The following is a 15,281-nucleotide window of genomic DNA, read 5'->3' as shown; positions in this document are numbered from 1 at the left end:
AAAGTGGGCACTGAAACATGGATAGCCAAAATACATTAAAGCAGTTTTTTCGAGCTGTCTTTCATGAGCTTTTTAGGTCAAAAAATAAATATAACTTATTGGCTTCGATTGTTCTTTTATCGCTGGTAGCAGTGGGATATTTTTGGAAGGAATCCTACACTTCCTACGCTACAATTACTGTTAGTGCGCGGTTGTTAAACAATATTAATAGTGGCTCAAAAACAGACTCTGAACACGTACAACATGTACTTGATATTGCTGATTCGCATATGTTTGCTGAGCGCATGGCGTCTCACTTTTTATCCTCTTCTGATACACAAAATTATCTATCAAAAGAAGAGCTTATCAATAGTTTTATTGATCGAAGTAATTTTTCCCATGAAGGCAGCAATATTGTTGTATTGTCATACAGCGCAGATAATCCTGATGAAGCTTTACGAACATTGCAACTTACTTTGCAAAAGCTTATTGATATATCTGTACCGCTGGATAAACTGAATGCGCTAAAACAAAAATACCAAGTTATCAAAGAAAGCCAAGCGAATGCTAAGCAGGAGCTTAAAAATAAGAAAGAGCAAATTCGCGGCTTAGCTCGTGCAGTTAATGGTTCTAGTAGTCGAAGCGTTGAACGAATACGATCTATTCGTGAGTCTTTACAAGACGTCGATGTTAATATTAGCGCTGTAAACGCTAAAATTGATCGAATTCGCGATAAGTTAAAACTAGAGGAAGAGCTACAACATTCAAAGCAACAGTTGAATGAGTTGCTTAAGCAACAACAAAAAATAATCTCTAACCTTGAAAGAAACGAAGAAATATATTCTCCAACATCCTCAGAAATAGTATCTCTGCAGCAAGAGTTGGACAGTGTTAATATTAAAATCGCAAGTCTTAAAGCAAACTCTAAGCTTTATATTGACGGTTCCAAAACTCTATACGAGCAGCTACGAGCCCAGGAAACTCTAGCTCAGGTAGAAATAGTATCTCTGCAGAGCCGCAAAGAATCTCTTACTCAACTAATCGCTAACGAGGAAGAGAAAGTGGCAGCTGAGCTGGCGCAAAATAGCGAAGTAGCGCAATACCAGCAAGAGTATGAATTGATTACCGCTGAGTATGACGGACTTAAAGCCGCACGTGCGAAAAATCTGGGTATGCAGCAGCAAATAGAGAAAAACCTCCCTAATATTGTTGTACTTGAAGAGCCTAGTTTGCCAGAAGAATATATAGGTTTAGGTTTTATCGAATTTCTAATAATGGGCCCTATTGTCGCTTTCCTTCTCCCTTTAAGTATCGCCGCTGCATTAGTATTAACCGATTCGAGAATACGTACCTGCAACCAACTAAAGAGTACACTCCCTTCAAGCGTTAAGCTTCTAGGGGTTATTCCTCACCACGATTCACCAGAAACTCTGCGTGTTTTCCGTGAAGCTGTAATTGGCTTATTTGCATGGGGTGTTTTTGTATTTAGTGTCTACGCCACCATCGGTGTTATTGGGTTGAAAGGTTAGCCATATGGATATAGTAAAGTTACTACGCCCTTTCAAACTAACATTACTGTCGTTATTGCCATTGCTCACAATAAATGAAGTGGTGTTTGCTCAAACGGCTGAGAGAACAAATAATCGTCTTAATGGAAGTTTATTTGTGCGTTCGATTCGAGTTGATAATGGCGCGGGAGCAGATGGAGCAAATGAACAAACCAGCGAAACTCAAACCCAATATGGTGGAACACTTGCCGGTGGTTGGGTTTCAGAGTTAAGCGCTCTGTCTTTAAATTATCAGCTTACCGAGACACACTTCGGTGAAGATACTCAACCCGACGACTCTTTACTTAGTGGCGCTTCTAATTTCTCTTTGGGCAATGAATCTACCTTTTATGGTTTTTCTGCCGAACACTCTATTCGGCGAGTGTTGAGGAATCCAGGGACCTCTCCAATTTTGGTTAGCAACACAGACGATAGGGAAATCTATGTTTTATCCCCTTTATTGAGAACGCATGTGTTCGATACCTTTAGTGCCGAGTTGATATTTAACCACTCTCAGGTGGATTTTAGCTCAAGTGATACTAATGACTCTGAAGTTAAAGGTGCCGATTTGCGTTTAATTCGCTATGTATCACCTATTCGTGAATTATCCTTTACCCTAGGGCAGAGAGAGATTGAATATAAAGTTATTGATGTGGCCAACTATGAAACCCAGACGCTTGCTGCACGCCTAGATACGGAACATCGACGTTTTGATTACTATATTGAGCTTGGTATAACGAAAATTGAACCAGCTGTAGGGGAGAGTGTTTCTAAGCCTGTTGTAGACTTTGCTTTAAATTCAAATCTTGTGGGTAATCGTTTGTCGATATTTTTCAATCGCACTGTTAGTGATTCTTCACAAGGAAACGGTAACGATAGTTTTTTCTCTACTGAGGTGTCTTTTGATAGCTCTTTGACTCAAAGTGATCAGATAGTGAGATCTTCAGGTGGTGTAGGCTGGGCCTATGAGTTACTTTGCGCTCGTTGTGGTGTTGGCCTCAGCTCTGGTTTTGAGAAGGCAGAGTATTTGAATTTTGATGAGAATGATACAAGGCAGGTGTTTGGCGATATAAATTTCGGTTACCAATTCTCGCCTGCTCTTTCAAGCCAGATGAGTGTGCGTGCGAGTAAAACGAAATTTACCAGTGTTTCATCATTGCGGGCTGATACTGACAGCCTAGTTGGACGTCTAACATTGTCTTATCGAGTAAATCGATCTCTCAACCTTGAATTTCAGTACGAGAGAGATAAGAGAGACTCGGATGATAATATCAATAGTACCGTCGTAAACTCTCTAAGTCTGCTTGCTACCTTGCGTATACAGTAAGTGATTATTTAATCCTGCTCTTTTGCCTCTTTTTTGTGCATAAAACGTCTAAGTGTGCAGCGCAGAATATTCATTGATTTGTTGATTAGTTTTACATGTTCTTAGAATGTGACGCATATCATATTAAATTCTAATTCGATTAAATCGCAAGCTAAAATATAACAGAAAAATATATATATGGTTATTTTTATTTTGAAACTGGCATAAGTTTAACTTTTTGTCACTTTTTAGTGCATTTTAATGAACATTAATATTCGAAATAAAAATTAAAAAATATCTATTTATTCGTTTTTTAATTCTGCAATGCAAAATAATGTGGCAGTTTATCTTTTTCCTGCTGTTTCTGACCGAGTGTGTCAGGTATTTATACAGTAGTAAAAATGAAGAAAAAGAGGTGGCGCAAAAAACATCAACGAAAAACACTTTTTATACTAAAAATAACTAAGGCCAAAAAAAAACCACTTGTAAGTCTTTGTTTTTTAAAGAAAAAATATTTTAGTCGCAATTCGGCTGGAGAATGTGATTATGTGGCACAGCCTATGCATATAAGAAGTCAACAAACGTTAGTGTACCGAGCAGTAATAAGGTACTTAATCTGACAAGGACTTAAATATCAGGTATTCACATGAAATCTAAAATTATATTTTTTATAAACTTTTTAATCGTCGCAAGTTTGTTTTCTCAAGCCGCTTCTGCAGATGGAGCAGAATGGTTTGTTCCTGCAATTGATGAACCTATCTACCTCACAATCTGTGGTCTAGCTCTGTTGTTTTTAGGAACATTCAAAGGGCGCCGTGCTAACTAATTTATGTGAATCAATTCAGGCTATCTCAGTTACTACAGTTAAATTTTAGTATAGCCTGAATGTGCTTCTATTGTAGAAATAGATATTTGCAACCTTACCCCAATTCATTGCGCTCCTTTTTTCATAATTTTCAGCTTTAATAGTTTTTGCTTTAAGAGTAGATTTGTATAGCAATATGCCTTTCCTAGAGCCATGCTACTAGGCTTATGGCTTTGCTATTTTTCTATTATCCTTATTAGCAAGCGAGAAAGTGAGAGTTATTGCGCTAGTAGATGAGTTTATTTAATGTCAAATACCGATTTTCATAAAACACATAATTTTCGACGCAAAAGACTACTTCAAAACCACGATACCTTAGTGCAATGGATACAACAAATCCTTAACATCATGGTCGTGGTGGTATCATTAGTTGGGCTGACTTATTGGCGAGATGGCTTCATCGGTGCCCATTACCGAGCGATGCTCGCCTTTGCTGTTCTAGTAATGATTATTACTTATCACATGTTTGGTGTACTGCGCCGCTTTGACAGTGTGTTGGGTGGTATTCAACATTTAGCCAGAGCTTGGGGCGTAGTTATTATTGTTCTCGCTTGGGTCGCTTTTCTTACCAAGACATCTGAAGAATATTCGCGCCAGGTAATTGTTTATTGGGCATTTTTGTCATTTGTACTGCAGTCTCTCGTATTTCTGCTGACATATGAAGGCTACAAAATATATCGAATAAAATATCGAGAACGCATTCCTGCTCTTATTATTGGAACTGGCACTGTTGCTAAGCATTTAGCATCCAGTATCTCTAATAATATTTGGCTCAACGATAAAATTGTTGGTGTTATCAACTATGGTGATGACCAGGATAATAAATGGCAATTAGATTATCCCCCTTTACTTGGAACAGAAGCTGATCTAGACGAAATTGTAGAAAAATATGGTATTCGACGTGTATATGTCGCATTACCTTTTCACTTGATTCGTCATATCAAGGATGTGCAAGATTTATTGATAGATTCTAATTTGGATTTGGTATGGGCGCCGGATATTTTTGAATTCCGTTTGCTCAATCACAGTGTACGCGAAGTGGCTGGCGTTCCTCTGCTCAATTTAAATGAGACGCCATTGATGGCTGGTGGCCCGGCATTCATGAAATCTGTAATGGATAAAACAGTTGCGCTATTGGCGATATTAACTCTGAGTCCTATTTTAATCGTGTTCTCACTTTTGGTTAAATGCACGTCATCTGGACCTATCATTTTTAAGCAGGTACGTGATGGCTGGGATGGCAAAAAATTCTACGTCTACAAATTCCGTAGTATGTTTGTGCATACTCCCGATACGGTAGTTAAGCAGGCGACAAAGGGAGATGCACGGATCACAAGAGTGGGTGCATTTATGCGTAAGACTAGTATTGATGAACTTCCACAATTATTTAATGTACTAGAAGGTAGTATGTCATTAGTGGGGCCGAGGCCTCATGCTGTATCTCATAATGAGTACTATTCTGACAAGGTTCGCGCTTATTTAGCTAGACACCGTATCAAGCCCGGTATGACAGGGTTAGCACAGATCAATGGCTTACGTGGAGAAACAGAAACCCTCGATCTGATGAGTCGACGTGTAGAGTTGGATTTAGAATATATCAGTAACTGGTCACCACTACTGGATCTTAAAATTCTATTCCTTACGCCCTTTGCTTTGTTTTCTAAAAAGGCCTACTAATCTTCCAGGCAATTATAGAATAGAGGCTATTGGCTATGCGCCCTTATACCGAGGAAGTGGATAAGCGCGCATAACCAATAGCCTCTTTCAAATATGCTGTTATGGTGTTTTTTCCCAAGGGTTTTTATAAAAGCCTAATTTTTGCTTTACAATAAGCCACAGAAACGGTAAATCATCGACCAAGTAACGTTTGGCCAGACGCCCTGGCTCTTGGAGTAATCGATACAGCCATTCCAAACCGGCCTTTACCATCCAACGGGGGGCGCGTTTGACTGCCCCAGCTTGAAAATCAATTGTTGCGCCGATAGCAAAGAAAAGTTTTATATTGCTAAGTTTATCTTTGTATTGATAAATCCATTTTTCTTGTTTTGGCGCACCGACTCCTACAGCAAGAACTGTAGCGCCAGATTGTTCAATCATGGCAACGATTTTGTCGCATTCTTGTTTGTCTTTTTCAAATCCAAATGGAGGTGAGTAACCGTTTATAACAATATTGGTACCCGCTTTTTTGTTGAGTGTTTCTTGCGCAATTTTTACAGACTCTTCTGTGCCACCGAGTAAGAAAATTTTTACCTTATCGGTGTTGTTTTTATTGTGTTCACAGTAGGCTGGAAATAAATCTGAGCCAGCTATTTGTTCTATAACTCCCTTGCCTGGGTATAAAAGCTTTGATAAAAGCTGAATAACACGGCTGTCACAAACAATGTGTTCAGAACGCACATAACACTCGTAAAAATCTCGATCTTTTTGTAGTTTAACAAAGTGGTCAATATTAGGAGTGACCACAATACCTTCTTCCAGCTGTTCCAAAAAGTCCTTGAACGTCCAGTTGTGAACATCTAGATTTAAAATTTTTAAGGTTTCCATTTAATCTCTATTTCCTGTGAGATAATAAGTTGTTTGTGATAGTTATTTATTAAATTTTAAACACTTACTCAGCCATATAATCATCTTTGAGTTTGACGTAGTTTTGTGCAGAATATGTGAAAAATGATTTCTCAGACTCTTTAAGTTCTCTAGCCTGCTTGCATGGGCTACCAACATAGAGATAGCCGCTTTCTAATTTTTTCCCTGGCGGTACTAGAGTGCCAGCAGCCACAACAACATCATCCTCGATTTCTGCTCCGTCTAATACTGTCGCACCGATACCGATTAATACACGGCTACCTACTGTACAGCCATGAAGGCAGGCATTATGACCAATCGTTACATCTTCACCAATGGTTAGTGGCCAGCCGCCTTTGTTGTAATCACTGGCATGAGTAATGTGCAATACTGCGCCATCTTGCACACTGGTTCGTGCGCCTATGCGAATACTGTGCATATCACCACGAATTACTGCGCAGGGCCAAACGGAAACGTCATCTCCTAAGTCGACATCGCCGATTACCACTGCTGAGTCATCGACAAAAACCCTATCGCCTAAGTTGGGTAAGGTATCTTTATAGGGTCTAATAGACTTGCAATTAGGCACATTGAGCTCCAAATAGATTAAAAATAAAAGCAAAGATGTGAAATATTTGCCTGGAGTTTATTTATCCGTAAAAAAACACTCGGGTATATTATCTACGTATACATATGAATCATATGAGTGTGAATAGGCTCTAAGATTATATTAAGTCTTGCTACAGCGCAAAAAGCAGATTTTCTTAACCATATATGAGGTGTTAAAGAATGACCAACCCACTTATCGAGACACATATATTGCCGCCATTTAATAGTATTCAAGCCGCGGATGTTGTGCCGGCAATTGAAGGCTTAATTAAAATGGCAGAAAGTGGGTTAGAACGCCAGCTAAAAGATAATAAGGAGCCTTCTTGGGAGAATTTGATGGCACCCATAGAGGCACGAGATGACCTTATTAGCCAGGCCTGGTCGCCTATTAGTCATTTAAATGCGGTAAAGAACTCTGAGGAGTTACGTACAGCCTATGAGCAGGCTGATCAGTTATTGACATCTTATTACACAGGCTTTGGTCAAAATGAGGATCTGTTTAAAGCCTACAGTGCATTGTTGGACTCAGAGAGCTTTGAACAGCTTGATCAACCCAAAAAGCAAGCATTGCTGCATGCAGTTAGAGATTTTAAACTATCAGGCGTGGCCTTAGCTGGAGAGGCAAAAGAAGAATTTAAATCCATTAAAGCTCAACTCTCGGCCTTAACAACAGCATTTTCAAATAATGTTCTAGATGCGAGTAATGGCTGGTTTTATCATTTGGAAGACGCCGATAGATTGGCCGGCTTACCTGAGTTTCTTGTCCAGGCTGCACAAAGTGCTGCTAAAGAAAAAGAATTGAGTGGTTATGTTTTTACTCTAGATCTGCCAGTGTATTTTACGTTAATTTCTCAAGCTGAAGATCAAGAATTGCGCAGAGTCATGTACGAGGCCTACTCTACGCGAGCATCACAAGAAGGTCCTACGGCTGGGCAGTGGGATAATACTGAAATCATCGACAAAATTATGAACCTGCGCCAGAAACTTGCGGAACTTCTTGGCTATAACAATTATGCTGAAGTTTCGCTGGCTTCTAAAATGGCGGAATCTCCCGCGCAAGTCATTGAGTTTCTTGAAGACCTAGCTAATAAAACACGTCCTTTTGCTCTGCAGGAATTAGATGAACTTCAGGCTTTTGCCAAGCAGCAAGGGTTAGAAGAGTTAAACGCGTGGGATATTCCCTACTACTCAGAGCAACTTAAATTAAAAAAATACAATGTCTCGCAAGAAGTGTTGCGTCCTTATTTTCCCCTCGATGTGGTTCAAGAAGGTTTATTTAAAGTCGTAAAATCTTTGTACGGTATAGATGTTAAGCCAGCTTCCGCACAGGTGTGGCACGATGATGTTAAATATTATGAGATAAGCAAAGATAATAAAAAAATTGCGGGTTTTTATTTTGATCTTTATGCGCGCGCAAAAAAACGTGGCGGTGCGTGGATGGCAGATTGTCGTGTGCGCAGAGTAAATGATGGCCAGCTGCAGTTACCTGTCGCCTTTCTTGTGTGTAATTTCAATGCGCCTGTAGATGATAAGCCTTGTTTACTTACCCATAGCGAAGTTACCACTTTGTTCCATGAATTTGGTCATGGCTTACATCATATGCTAACTAAAATGGAGGTATCTGCGGTTAGTGGCATTAATGGTGTGGAATGGGATGCGGTAGAATTACCGAGCCAATTTATGGAGAATTTTTGTTGGCAACCAGAGGTACTTGATTTCCTCTCAAAACACTACCAGACGGATCAAGCACTACCAAAGGAAATGCTAGCTAATATGCTAGCGGCAAAGAATTTTCAGTCCGCCTTACAAATGTTACGTCAGCTTGAATTTGCTATATTCGATTTGCGCCTACATATGGAGTATGGGGATAAGGCCTTTGTTGGTGTGCAGCAATTATTAGATGATGTGAGAGAAAAAGTGGCGGTTATAATCCCGCCAAGGTTTAATAAGTTCCAAAATGGTTTTTCCCATATTTTTGCTGGTGGATACGCAGCAGGATACTATAGCTATAAATGGGCGGAAGTATTATCTGCTGACATTTTTGCCGCGTTTGAAGAAGAAGGTGTTTTTAATCCTGAAACTGGGCAGCGGTTTTTGCAGGAAGTATTAGAAAAGGGCGGCTCGCAAAATGCTATCGAGCTATTTAAAAATTTCCGCGGGCGGGAGCCGAATGCAGAAGCTTTGCTCAAGCATTCGGGTTTAGTTTTATGAATAAAAAATTACAGAAGCGTTTCATAGCGGGTGCTGTTTGTCCACAATGTGCTGCAATGGACACATTAATCATGTTCAAAGAAAACGATGAAGAGTATCGAGAATGCGTTGATTGCGGATTTAAAGATAAACTGATCTTTAAATCCCAAATGGGCGAATTGACAACTCGTGTTAACAAAACAGAAGAAGATATTAAAAACGAAACGCAAGTTGTGAAGTTGGTTGATATTAACAGCAAGAAGTAAGGTGAGTATCCACTAAATAAATGAGAGCTTTGATGACAAGTTTTGTTAGTGTAATCCCAAGATAAATTTTTTTAACGAAATATTACGCTTTAATGTATTAGTGTACTACTTTGATATCATTAAGGCATTTTCTATCCAAAGAAAAGAAAGAATCTCCAGCTAGACATGGCCATTGCTGGAGATCTTGTTTCCAGCCTTCTAAACGCCTTTTATTAACGTAGTTAACAAATTTTTCATTTTTCTCGAAGCTTTCAGGCTTAAATAGTGTCTCGATACTATAATGCACCGCAAGATCTAATTCGTTAGCAAAACCCTCTCCTAGTATTTCGTGAATCAGCACATTGGACATGGTCATATCCATCGGTGCCAATGGAATACCGGCAACCATCATAAGCCTATCACTGAGCTCCTCTATTAAACGGTGAGCAAGATAGGCATCATCAATCAAGGCTTGTAATCCTTTATAATCTTCTTCAGTTTGTTCAGAAGAAACTAGAAAATAGTCCTCAGCAATATTAATAAATTGTTTAGTGAAATCATAAATACCCGCTTCATAAGTAAGCTCTTTTATAGCTTTTATAAAGTCAGGAACATGTTCTATATAACAGGTTACAAAGTTAATTAGAGCTTCGACGGTGTTGTTTTCGGGGAGAGAGATGCTTTTATGAAGTGAGGGAAGTTTTAATGTGATATGTTTTTGCAGTGAGCGCTCATTCTCTTCTTGCAACCTCGCTGCAGCAATGGATCGCCTAATCTGTAAAATTCTTTGCTCGTTCATAACTCGATTTCCAAAGCGCTAACAGGCCCAATTAAGATTCGCGCGGGAGACCTATTAAACACCTTATTTTACAGCATTAATTTGCTGTGTATTCCAAAAATCGATTAAATATCGACAAAAACTCGATTTATCGTAAAATTATGTAAATGGAGGCCGAAAACTTCATTTTTTATAGGGGTTATTAAGCCAGTAGTTTTTCTGAGTAAGTGATATGTAAGCGAGGGCTAAGCTCGCGCCTCTTGACAAGTTAAAAATTGTAAAAGCCAACCATAAACCATGATTTCCCATAAACTGGAAGAACCACCAAACCAGTAAGAAACCAAATAAAACGGAAAACAACATAGCGTTACGCATAATGCGTGTCTGACCTGCCCCTACGAATATCCCGTCAAATGCGTAAGCCCATATATTGCTTAGAGGAACAATAAACAACCACGCTACATGTTTTTTTGCGCTATCAGCGACGCTTTGGATATCTGTCAGTAGATCAATAATATTGGAGCCTAACAGTATAAAAAACAGGCTTAACAAAATAGAGATAAGAAATGCGGTAAGTGTTGAAACAATACTCGCCTGATGAAATGCATGGATATTCTTTGCTCCTATCGCTTGTGCCGTCAAAGTTTCTGCCGCTAGAGCGTATCCGTCGAGGAAAAATGCCACGAATAATACACATTGAAAAAGTATGGCATTAGCTGCCAGTACATCATTGCCAAAATGGGCGCTCTGAGAATTAAAAAAATTGATTACAAATAATAGTGAAAGTGTCCTGATCATTAGATCCAGGCCCAACTTAAGGTTTTCACTTAACCCCTTCCATGTTATCCATCTGCTTGGCTGCCACTGCTTGCTATTGAGGAAATGCCATATGTACAGTAGGGCAAACACACATGAAGCACATTCGGCAATTAATGTCGCCAGTGCTGCACCTTTTGCATCTAAACCTAAGTGAATGATAAAGATGTAATCTAACACTACATTAATGATGTTAGCCGAAATAGTAATAACAAGCGGGACTTTGGTATTTTTTAGACCAATTAGCCACCCCATAGCGACATAACTAATGAGTACTGCGGGAGCTGAATATATCCTTATGGAGCAATATTGTATTGCTGTGTCGATTAAATCTTGATCGGATGCAATTACCCACAAAGTGAATGGGACTAATAAGGATTGCAAAACAATCAGCCCGCACCCTATCAACAGAGCTAGGCTGGTGTTTTGAGTTAAACATAATATTGCTTTCTCTGGTGCTTTAGCGCCAATTGCTTGTGCGGTGATACTGGTTGTCCCCATACGTAAAAATGCGAACATCCAATAAAATAGTGCGATAACGTTACTACCAATAGCAACTGCGCCGAGAAAAAGTGGATCTTCCAGGTGTCCAAGCATCGCTGTATCTGCCAAGCCCATAAGCGGCACTGACATATTGCTCAAAATCATCGGCCAGGCTAGAGACCACGCTTGTTTGTGAGGGAGGGCTCGCAGCCCAGATAAGGAAAAATACTGTCTTGTCATCTAGTATATGAACATGTGAATAGAGTGTCTTTTTACAAAAAAGCACGTCTATGTGTCTAAAGGCCTTACTTTTCGGTCACTTGTGCCGTTATAATCCCGGCCTGCGACAAATTGCCACGGAAAGTATCCAGATAACAAGGCATACATTAAAAATAATAAGGGTGCAGTAACGAAAGCTGCTTTTTTGAGCAAAATTAATGTAAAGACAATAAGAGCTTAAATGAGAATGATTTTATTTTTTAATAAAAGCCTTCACATAGAAGTTCTTCAAAATCATCAACGACTAATTATAACGGAGAAGGGGTGGTGTTAAGTACTTCCAAGCGTTCGCTCGCTCTGCTATTTGCCACTATTCTTGCGCTACTTCCAGCGTTAAGTTTTGGCGGTGACCTGCAGTTTAATATGACCGAAGGCGTAACTGAGGTGAGCAGAGAGGTTTACGGCCTCCATATGCTGATTTTTTACGTCTGTTGTGCCATTGGTGTTGTAGTTTTTGGCGCAATGTTTATCAGCATGTATTTGCACCGTAAGTCTCGAGGTGCGAAAGCGTCAAATTTTCATGAAAGTGTGACTCTTGAATTGGTGTGGACGATTATTCCCGCACTTATCTTGATTGCAATGGCATATCCAGCAACACTTACATTGAAGAAAATTTATAACTCTGACAATGCTGAAGTGGATATCCTAGTAACAGCTTATCAGTGGAAATGGCGCTATGAGTATTTGGGTGATGAAGTTAGCTTCTTCTCAAACTTGTCGACACCGCGATCTCAGATTCGCAATGAAGAGGAAAAAGGCGAGAACTACCTCTTGGAAGTTGATGAACCGCTTATCGTTCCTGTTAACAAGAAAGTACGCTTCCTAGTCACGGCGGCAGATGTAATCCACAGCTGGTGGATTCCTGAACTAGCTGTTAAGCGTGATGCCATTCCAGGCTACACTAATGCTGCATGGACTTTCATCGAGGATGAAGGTGTCTACCGCGGGCAGTGTGCTGAGCTATGTGGTAAAGACCATGGCTTTATGCCAATTGAAGTGCATGCTGTGTCTGAAGAAAAGTACGCTGCATGGTTAGCTGATAAAAAGGCTAAAGTTGCCGAAATTAAAGCGGCTTCTGAGAAAACATTCACCTTCGAAGAGCTTTATGCCCAGGGTGAAAAAGCTTACGCCACCAGCTGTGCTGCTTGTCATGGTACCCAAGGTGAAGGTCTTGTTGGCCCGGCAATCAAAGGCAGTGCTATTGCCACAGGTCCTGTTGCTAATCATTTAGACATTGTCATCAACGGTAGTGCTAATAACCCAATGATGGCCGCCTATGGCCCTCAATTAGATCCAGTGACACTGGCTTCTATCATCACTTTTCAACGTAATGCGTTTGGTAACAATATGGGCGACTCCGTTCAGCCAGTCGATATTGTGACATTCAAGCAAGGCCAATAGGAGACTTAAAAGATGGCACATGGTCCTGCGAAAGGCTTATCTCGTTGGTTGTTCACAACCAACCATAAAGACATAGGTAGTATGTACCTATGGTTTAGTTTTATGATGTTTTTTCTCGGCGGTATTTTTGCTTTAGTGATCCGCGCCGAGTTGTTCCAGCCAGGTTTACAAATTGTTGAGCCTGACTTCTTTAACCAGATGACCACCATGCATGGTTTGGTGATGGTATTTGGTGCGGTGATGCCAGCTTTTACAGGCTTAGCTAACTGGATGATCCCGATGATGATCGGTGCACCTGATATGGCGCTGCCTCGTATGAACAACTGGAGTTTCTGGATTCTTCCTTTTGCTTTTGCCTTACTAGCATCTACGCTGTTTATGGAAGGCGGTGCTCCTAATTTTGGTTGGACATTCTACGCTCCACTATCCACAACTTATGCTAATGACACTGTAACATTCTTTATTTTCGGTGTTCATATCATGGGTGCAAGCTCGATCATGGGTGCGATCAATATTGTCGCTACCATTTTGAATATGCGTGCTCCTGGCATGACGCTAATGAAAATGCCTCTGTTTGTATGGACGTGGCTGATCACTGCTTACTTGCTGATTGCGGTAATGCCGGTTCTTGCAGGTGTAGTAACTATGATGCTTATGGATATCCATTTCGGTACCAGCTTCTTCGATGCTGCCGGTGGTGGTGACCCAGTATTGTTCCAGCATGTCTTCTGGTTCTTTGGGCATCCAGAAGTATATATTATGATCTTGCCTGCTTTCGGTATCGTCAGTGCGATTATCCCAACTTTTGCTCGCAAGCCTTTGTTTGGTTATTCCTCAATGGTATACGCAACGGCTTCTATTGCTTTCCTCAGCTTCATTGTTTGGGCTCACCACATGTTTACTGTTGGTCTGCCACTATTTGGCGAACTTGTCTTCATGTATGCCACCATGCTGATTGCGGTTCCCACCGGTGTGAAGGTATTTAACTGGGTAACTACTATGTGGAAAGGTTCAATGACCTTTGAGACCCCTATGTTGTTCTCTATCGCCTTCGTTATCTTATTCACTATCGGTGGTTTTTCCGGTTTGATGTTGTCTATCGCTCCGGTGGATTTCCAATACCACGATACCTACTTTGTGGTTGCTCACTTCCACTATGTATTAGTTCCAGGTGCGATCTTCTCCATTACGGCAGCTGTCTACTACTGGTTGCCTAAGTGGAGTGGTAATATGTATAACGAGACTTTGGGCAAGGCGCATTTTTGGTTGGCCTTTGTGGGTCTAAATGTGACTTTCTTCCCTATGCACTTTTCTGGTCTAGCAGGTATGCCTCGTCGTATTCCTGACTACAACCCACTATGGGCAGATTGGAACATGATTTCTTCCATCGGTGCATTCTTGTTTGGTGCGGCACAAGTATTATTCTTATACATTGTGATACGTACAATCGTTAGTGGTAAGAAAGCAACTCAAGAAGTGTGGGAAGGTTCCCACGGTTTGGAATGGTCCGTGCCATCTCCAGCGCCCTACCACACATTTAGTACTCCTCCAGAAGTGAAATAAGTAGAGGATTGATATGGCGGCAAAAGACGATAAGCAAAATGTTCAAATGACCATGGCAAAGCTGTTTGGCTTTTCCGTTGTAATGTTTGCATTTGCGATTTGGGTGATGCCGCCATTGTATGATTTGTTTTGTGAAGTGACGGGGCTTAACGGTAAAACCAAAGGTAAGTATGAGGCTGTTGCTGCTGAGGTTGACACTAGCCGCACGGTCACTGTTCAATTTGTTACCATTAACAATGACAGTATGCCTTGGGGATTTAAGCCGAAAGAATTCTCTGTAGATGTTCACCCGGGGGAGGCGGTAAATACATATTTTATCGCTCGTAATCCCACCAAAAATGTAATGATTGCGCAGGCTATTCCTAGTTTAGCGCCAAAGAATGCAACAGATTACTTTCATAAAACCGAATGTTTTTGTTTTAACAGCCAGACCTTAGAGCCTGGTGAAGAAGCAGAGCTGGGACTGCAATTCATTGTCGATCAAGATCTACCTCGCGGGGTAAAGACGATCACTTTATCGTACAGCCTGTTTGACATAACCGATATGATGCCTGCAGGTGAGAAAGCAAAAGCAGATACGTCACAGGCGGCAAATCACATAAACGAACCTTTAATAATAACCGCAAAAAATCTATAGAATTCAGCGGGGCAATAGACG

Annotated in this window: 13 protein-coding genes; 9 read left to right on the top strand and 4 right to left on the bottom strand. The window is 40.5% G+C overall.

The genetic code is table 11. The annotated features are described in order from the left end of the window. The first annotated feature begins 17 nt into the window (after nt 1–17). The 4 genes from BVC89_RS27655 (at nt 18) to BVC89_RS27640 (ending at nt 5,374) form a co-directional block, all read left to right on the top strand. Entirely contained in the window at nt 18–1,508 is a 1,491-nt protein-coding gene (locus BVC89_RS27655) for a GumC family protein (RefSeq protein ID WP_086934313.1), read from the top strand. Between the two features lie 4 nt (nt 1,509–1,512). Next, entirely contained in the window at nt 1,513–2,853 is a 1,341-nt protein-coding gene (locus BVC89_RS27650; RefSeq protein ID WP_086934312.1) for a porin family protein, read from the top strand. 625 nt (nt 2,854–3,478) lie between these two features. Next, nucleotides 3,479–3,658 carry a hypothetical protein gene (locus BVC89_RS27645; RefSeq protein ID WP_086934311.1) on the top strand — a complete coding sequence of 60 codons (180 nt, stop codon included), beginning with the start codon at nt 3,479–3,481 and terminating at the stop codon, nt 3,656–3,658. A gap of 285 nt (nt 3,659–3,943) precedes the next feature. Then, nucleotides 3,944–5,374 carry an undecaprenyl-phosphate glucose phosphotransferase gene (locus BVC89_RS27640; RefSeq protein ID WP_086934310.1) on the top strand — a complete coding sequence of 477 codons (1,431 nt, stop codon included), beginning with the start codon at nt 3,944–3,946 and terminating at the stop codon, nt 5,372–5,374. 99 nt (nt 5,375–5,473) lie between these two features. On the opposite strand, the gene BVC89_RS27635 is transcribed toward BVC89_RS27640, so the two are convergent. Together BVC89_RS27635 and BVC89_RS27630 are read right to left on the bottom strand one after the other, a co-directional pair. Further along, nucleotides 5,474–6,241 carry a WecB/TagA/CpsF family glycosyltransferase gene (locus tag BVC89_RS27635; protein ID WP_086934309.1) on the bottom strand — a complete coding sequence of 256 codons (768 nt, stop codon included), beginning with the start codon at nt 6,239–6,241 and terminating at the stop codon, nt 5,474–5,476. Between the two features lie 64 nt (nt 6,242–6,305). Beyond that, entirely contained in the window at nt 6,306–6,848 is a 543-nt protein-coding gene (locus tag BVC89_RS27630; protein WP_216825059.1) for a gamma carbonic anhydrase family protein, read from the bottom strand. A 200-nt stretch (nt 6,849–7,048) separates the two neighbouring features. On the opposite strand from BVC89_RS27630, the gene BVC89_RS27625 reads away from it, so the two are divergent. Then, complete coding sequence (locus tag BVC89_RS27625) at nt 7,049–9,079, top strand: M3 family metallopeptidase (protein WP_086934308.1); 2,031 nt, start codon at nt 7,049–7,051, stop codon at nt 9,077–9,079. Further along, complete coding sequence (locus BVC89_RS27620; RefSeq protein ID WP_086934307.1) at nt 9,076–9,324, top strand: YheV family putative zinc ribbon protein; 249 nt, start codon at nt 9,076–9,078, stop codon at nt 9,322–9,324. Before BVC89_RS27625 ends, BVC89_RS27620 begins: the two co-directional genes overlap by 4 nt. Before the next feature lie 97 nt (nt 9,325–9,421). Here the strand turns inward: BVC89_RS27620 and BVC89_RS27615 are convergent, their stop codons facing one another. Beyond that, the gene (locus BVC89_RS27615) at nt 9,422–10,102 is read right to left on the bottom strand and encodes a hypothetical protein (protein WP_086934306.1); all 681 of its coding nucleotides are present in this window, start codon (nt 10,100–10,102) and stop codon (nt 9,422–9,424) included. A 162-nt stretch (nt 10,103–10,264) separates the two neighbouring features. Further along, on the bottom strand, nt 10,265–11,539 hold the full coding sequence (locus BVC89_RS27610) for an MATE family efflux transporter (protein WP_158658163.1): 1,275 nt from the start codon (nt 11,537–11,539) through the stop codon (nt 10,265–10,267). Between the two features lie 387 nt (nt 11,540–11,926). Between BVC89_RS27610 and coxB the strand changes: the two genes are divergently transcribed. From coxB to BVC89_RS27595, 3 genes are read left to right on the top strand one after another with little or no spacing between them, the layout of a single operon-like run. Further along, nucleotides 11,927–13,060 carry a cytochrome c oxidase subunit II gene (coxB, locus tag BVC89_RS27605; protein WP_425428344.1) on the top strand — a complete coding sequence of 378 codons (1,134 nt, stop codon included), beginning with the start codon at nt 11,927–11,929 and terminating at the stop codon, nt 13,058–13,060. A gap of 12 nt (nt 13,061–13,072) precedes the next feature. Further along, nucleotides 13,073–14,623, top strand: a complete 1,551-nt coding sequence (ctaD, locus tag BVC89_RS27600; protein ID WP_086934304.1) for a cytochrome c oxidase subunit I — start codon at nt 13,073–13,075, stop codon at nt 14,621–14,623. 13 nt (nt 14,624–14,636) lie between these two features. Further along, nucleotides 14,637–15,260 (top strand): cytochrome c oxidase assembly protein, encoded by a 624-nt coding sequence (locus tag BVC89_RS27595; protein WP_086934303.1) that lies wholly within the window; start codon nt 14,637–14,639, stop codon nt 15,258–15,260. Nucleotides 15,261–15,281 lie beyond the last annotated feature (21 nt).

The sequence above is a fragment of the Agarilytica rhodophyticola genome (genome assembly GCF_002157225.2).
In the GTDB taxonomy this organism is placed as follows: domain Bacteria; phylum Pseudomonadota; class Gammaproteobacteria; order Pseudomonadales; family Cellvibrionaceae; genus Agarilytica; species Agarilytica rhodophyticola.
This window is presented reverse-complemented; position numbering and strand designations above follow the sequence as displayed.

What these genes read in the sequence shown, in the direction of transcription:
- BVC89_RS27655 (WP_086934313.1), top strand. Translation starts at nt 18, where the DNA reads ATGGATAGCCAAAATACATTAAAGCAGTTTTTTCGAGCTGTCTTTCAT.
- BVC89_RS27650 (WP_086934312.1), top strand. Translation starts at nt 1,513, where the DNA reads ATGGATATAGTAAAGTTACTACGCCCTTTCAAACTAACATTACTGTCG.
- BVC89_RS27645 (WP_086934311.1), top strand. Translation starts at nt 3,479, where the DNA reads ATGAAATCTAAAATTATATTTTTTATAAACTTTTTAATCGTCGCAAGT.
- BVC89_RS27640 (WP_086934310.1), top strand. Translation starts at nt 3,944, where the DNA reads ATGTCAAATACCGATTTTCATAAAACACATAATTTTCGACGCAAAAGA.
- BVC89_RS27635 (WP_086934309.1), bottom strand. Translation starts at nt 6,241, where the DNA reads ATGGAAACCTTAAAAATTTTAAATCTAGATGTTCACAACTGGACGTTC.
- BVC89_RS27625 (WP_086934308.1), top strand. Translation starts at nt 7,049, where the DNA reads ATGACCAACCCACTTATCGAGACACATATATTGCCGCCATTTAATAGT.
- BVC89_RS27620 (WP_086934307.1), top strand. Translation starts at nt 9,076, where the DNA reads ATGAATAAAAAATTACAGAAGCGTTTCATAGCGGGTGCTGTTTGTCCA.
- BVC89_RS27615 (WP_086934306.1), bottom strand. Translation starts at nt 10,102, where the DNA reads ATGAACGAGCAAAGAATTTTACAGATTAGGCGATCCATTGCTGCAGCG.
- ctaD (WP_086934304.1), top strand. Translation starts at nt 13,073, where the DNA reads ATGGCACATGGTCCTGCGAAAGGCTTATCTCGTTGGTTGTTCACAACC.
- BVC89_RS27595 (WP_086934303.1), top strand. Translation starts at nt 14,637, where the DNA reads ATGGCGGCAAAAGACGATAAGCAAAATGTTCAAATGACCATGGCAAAG.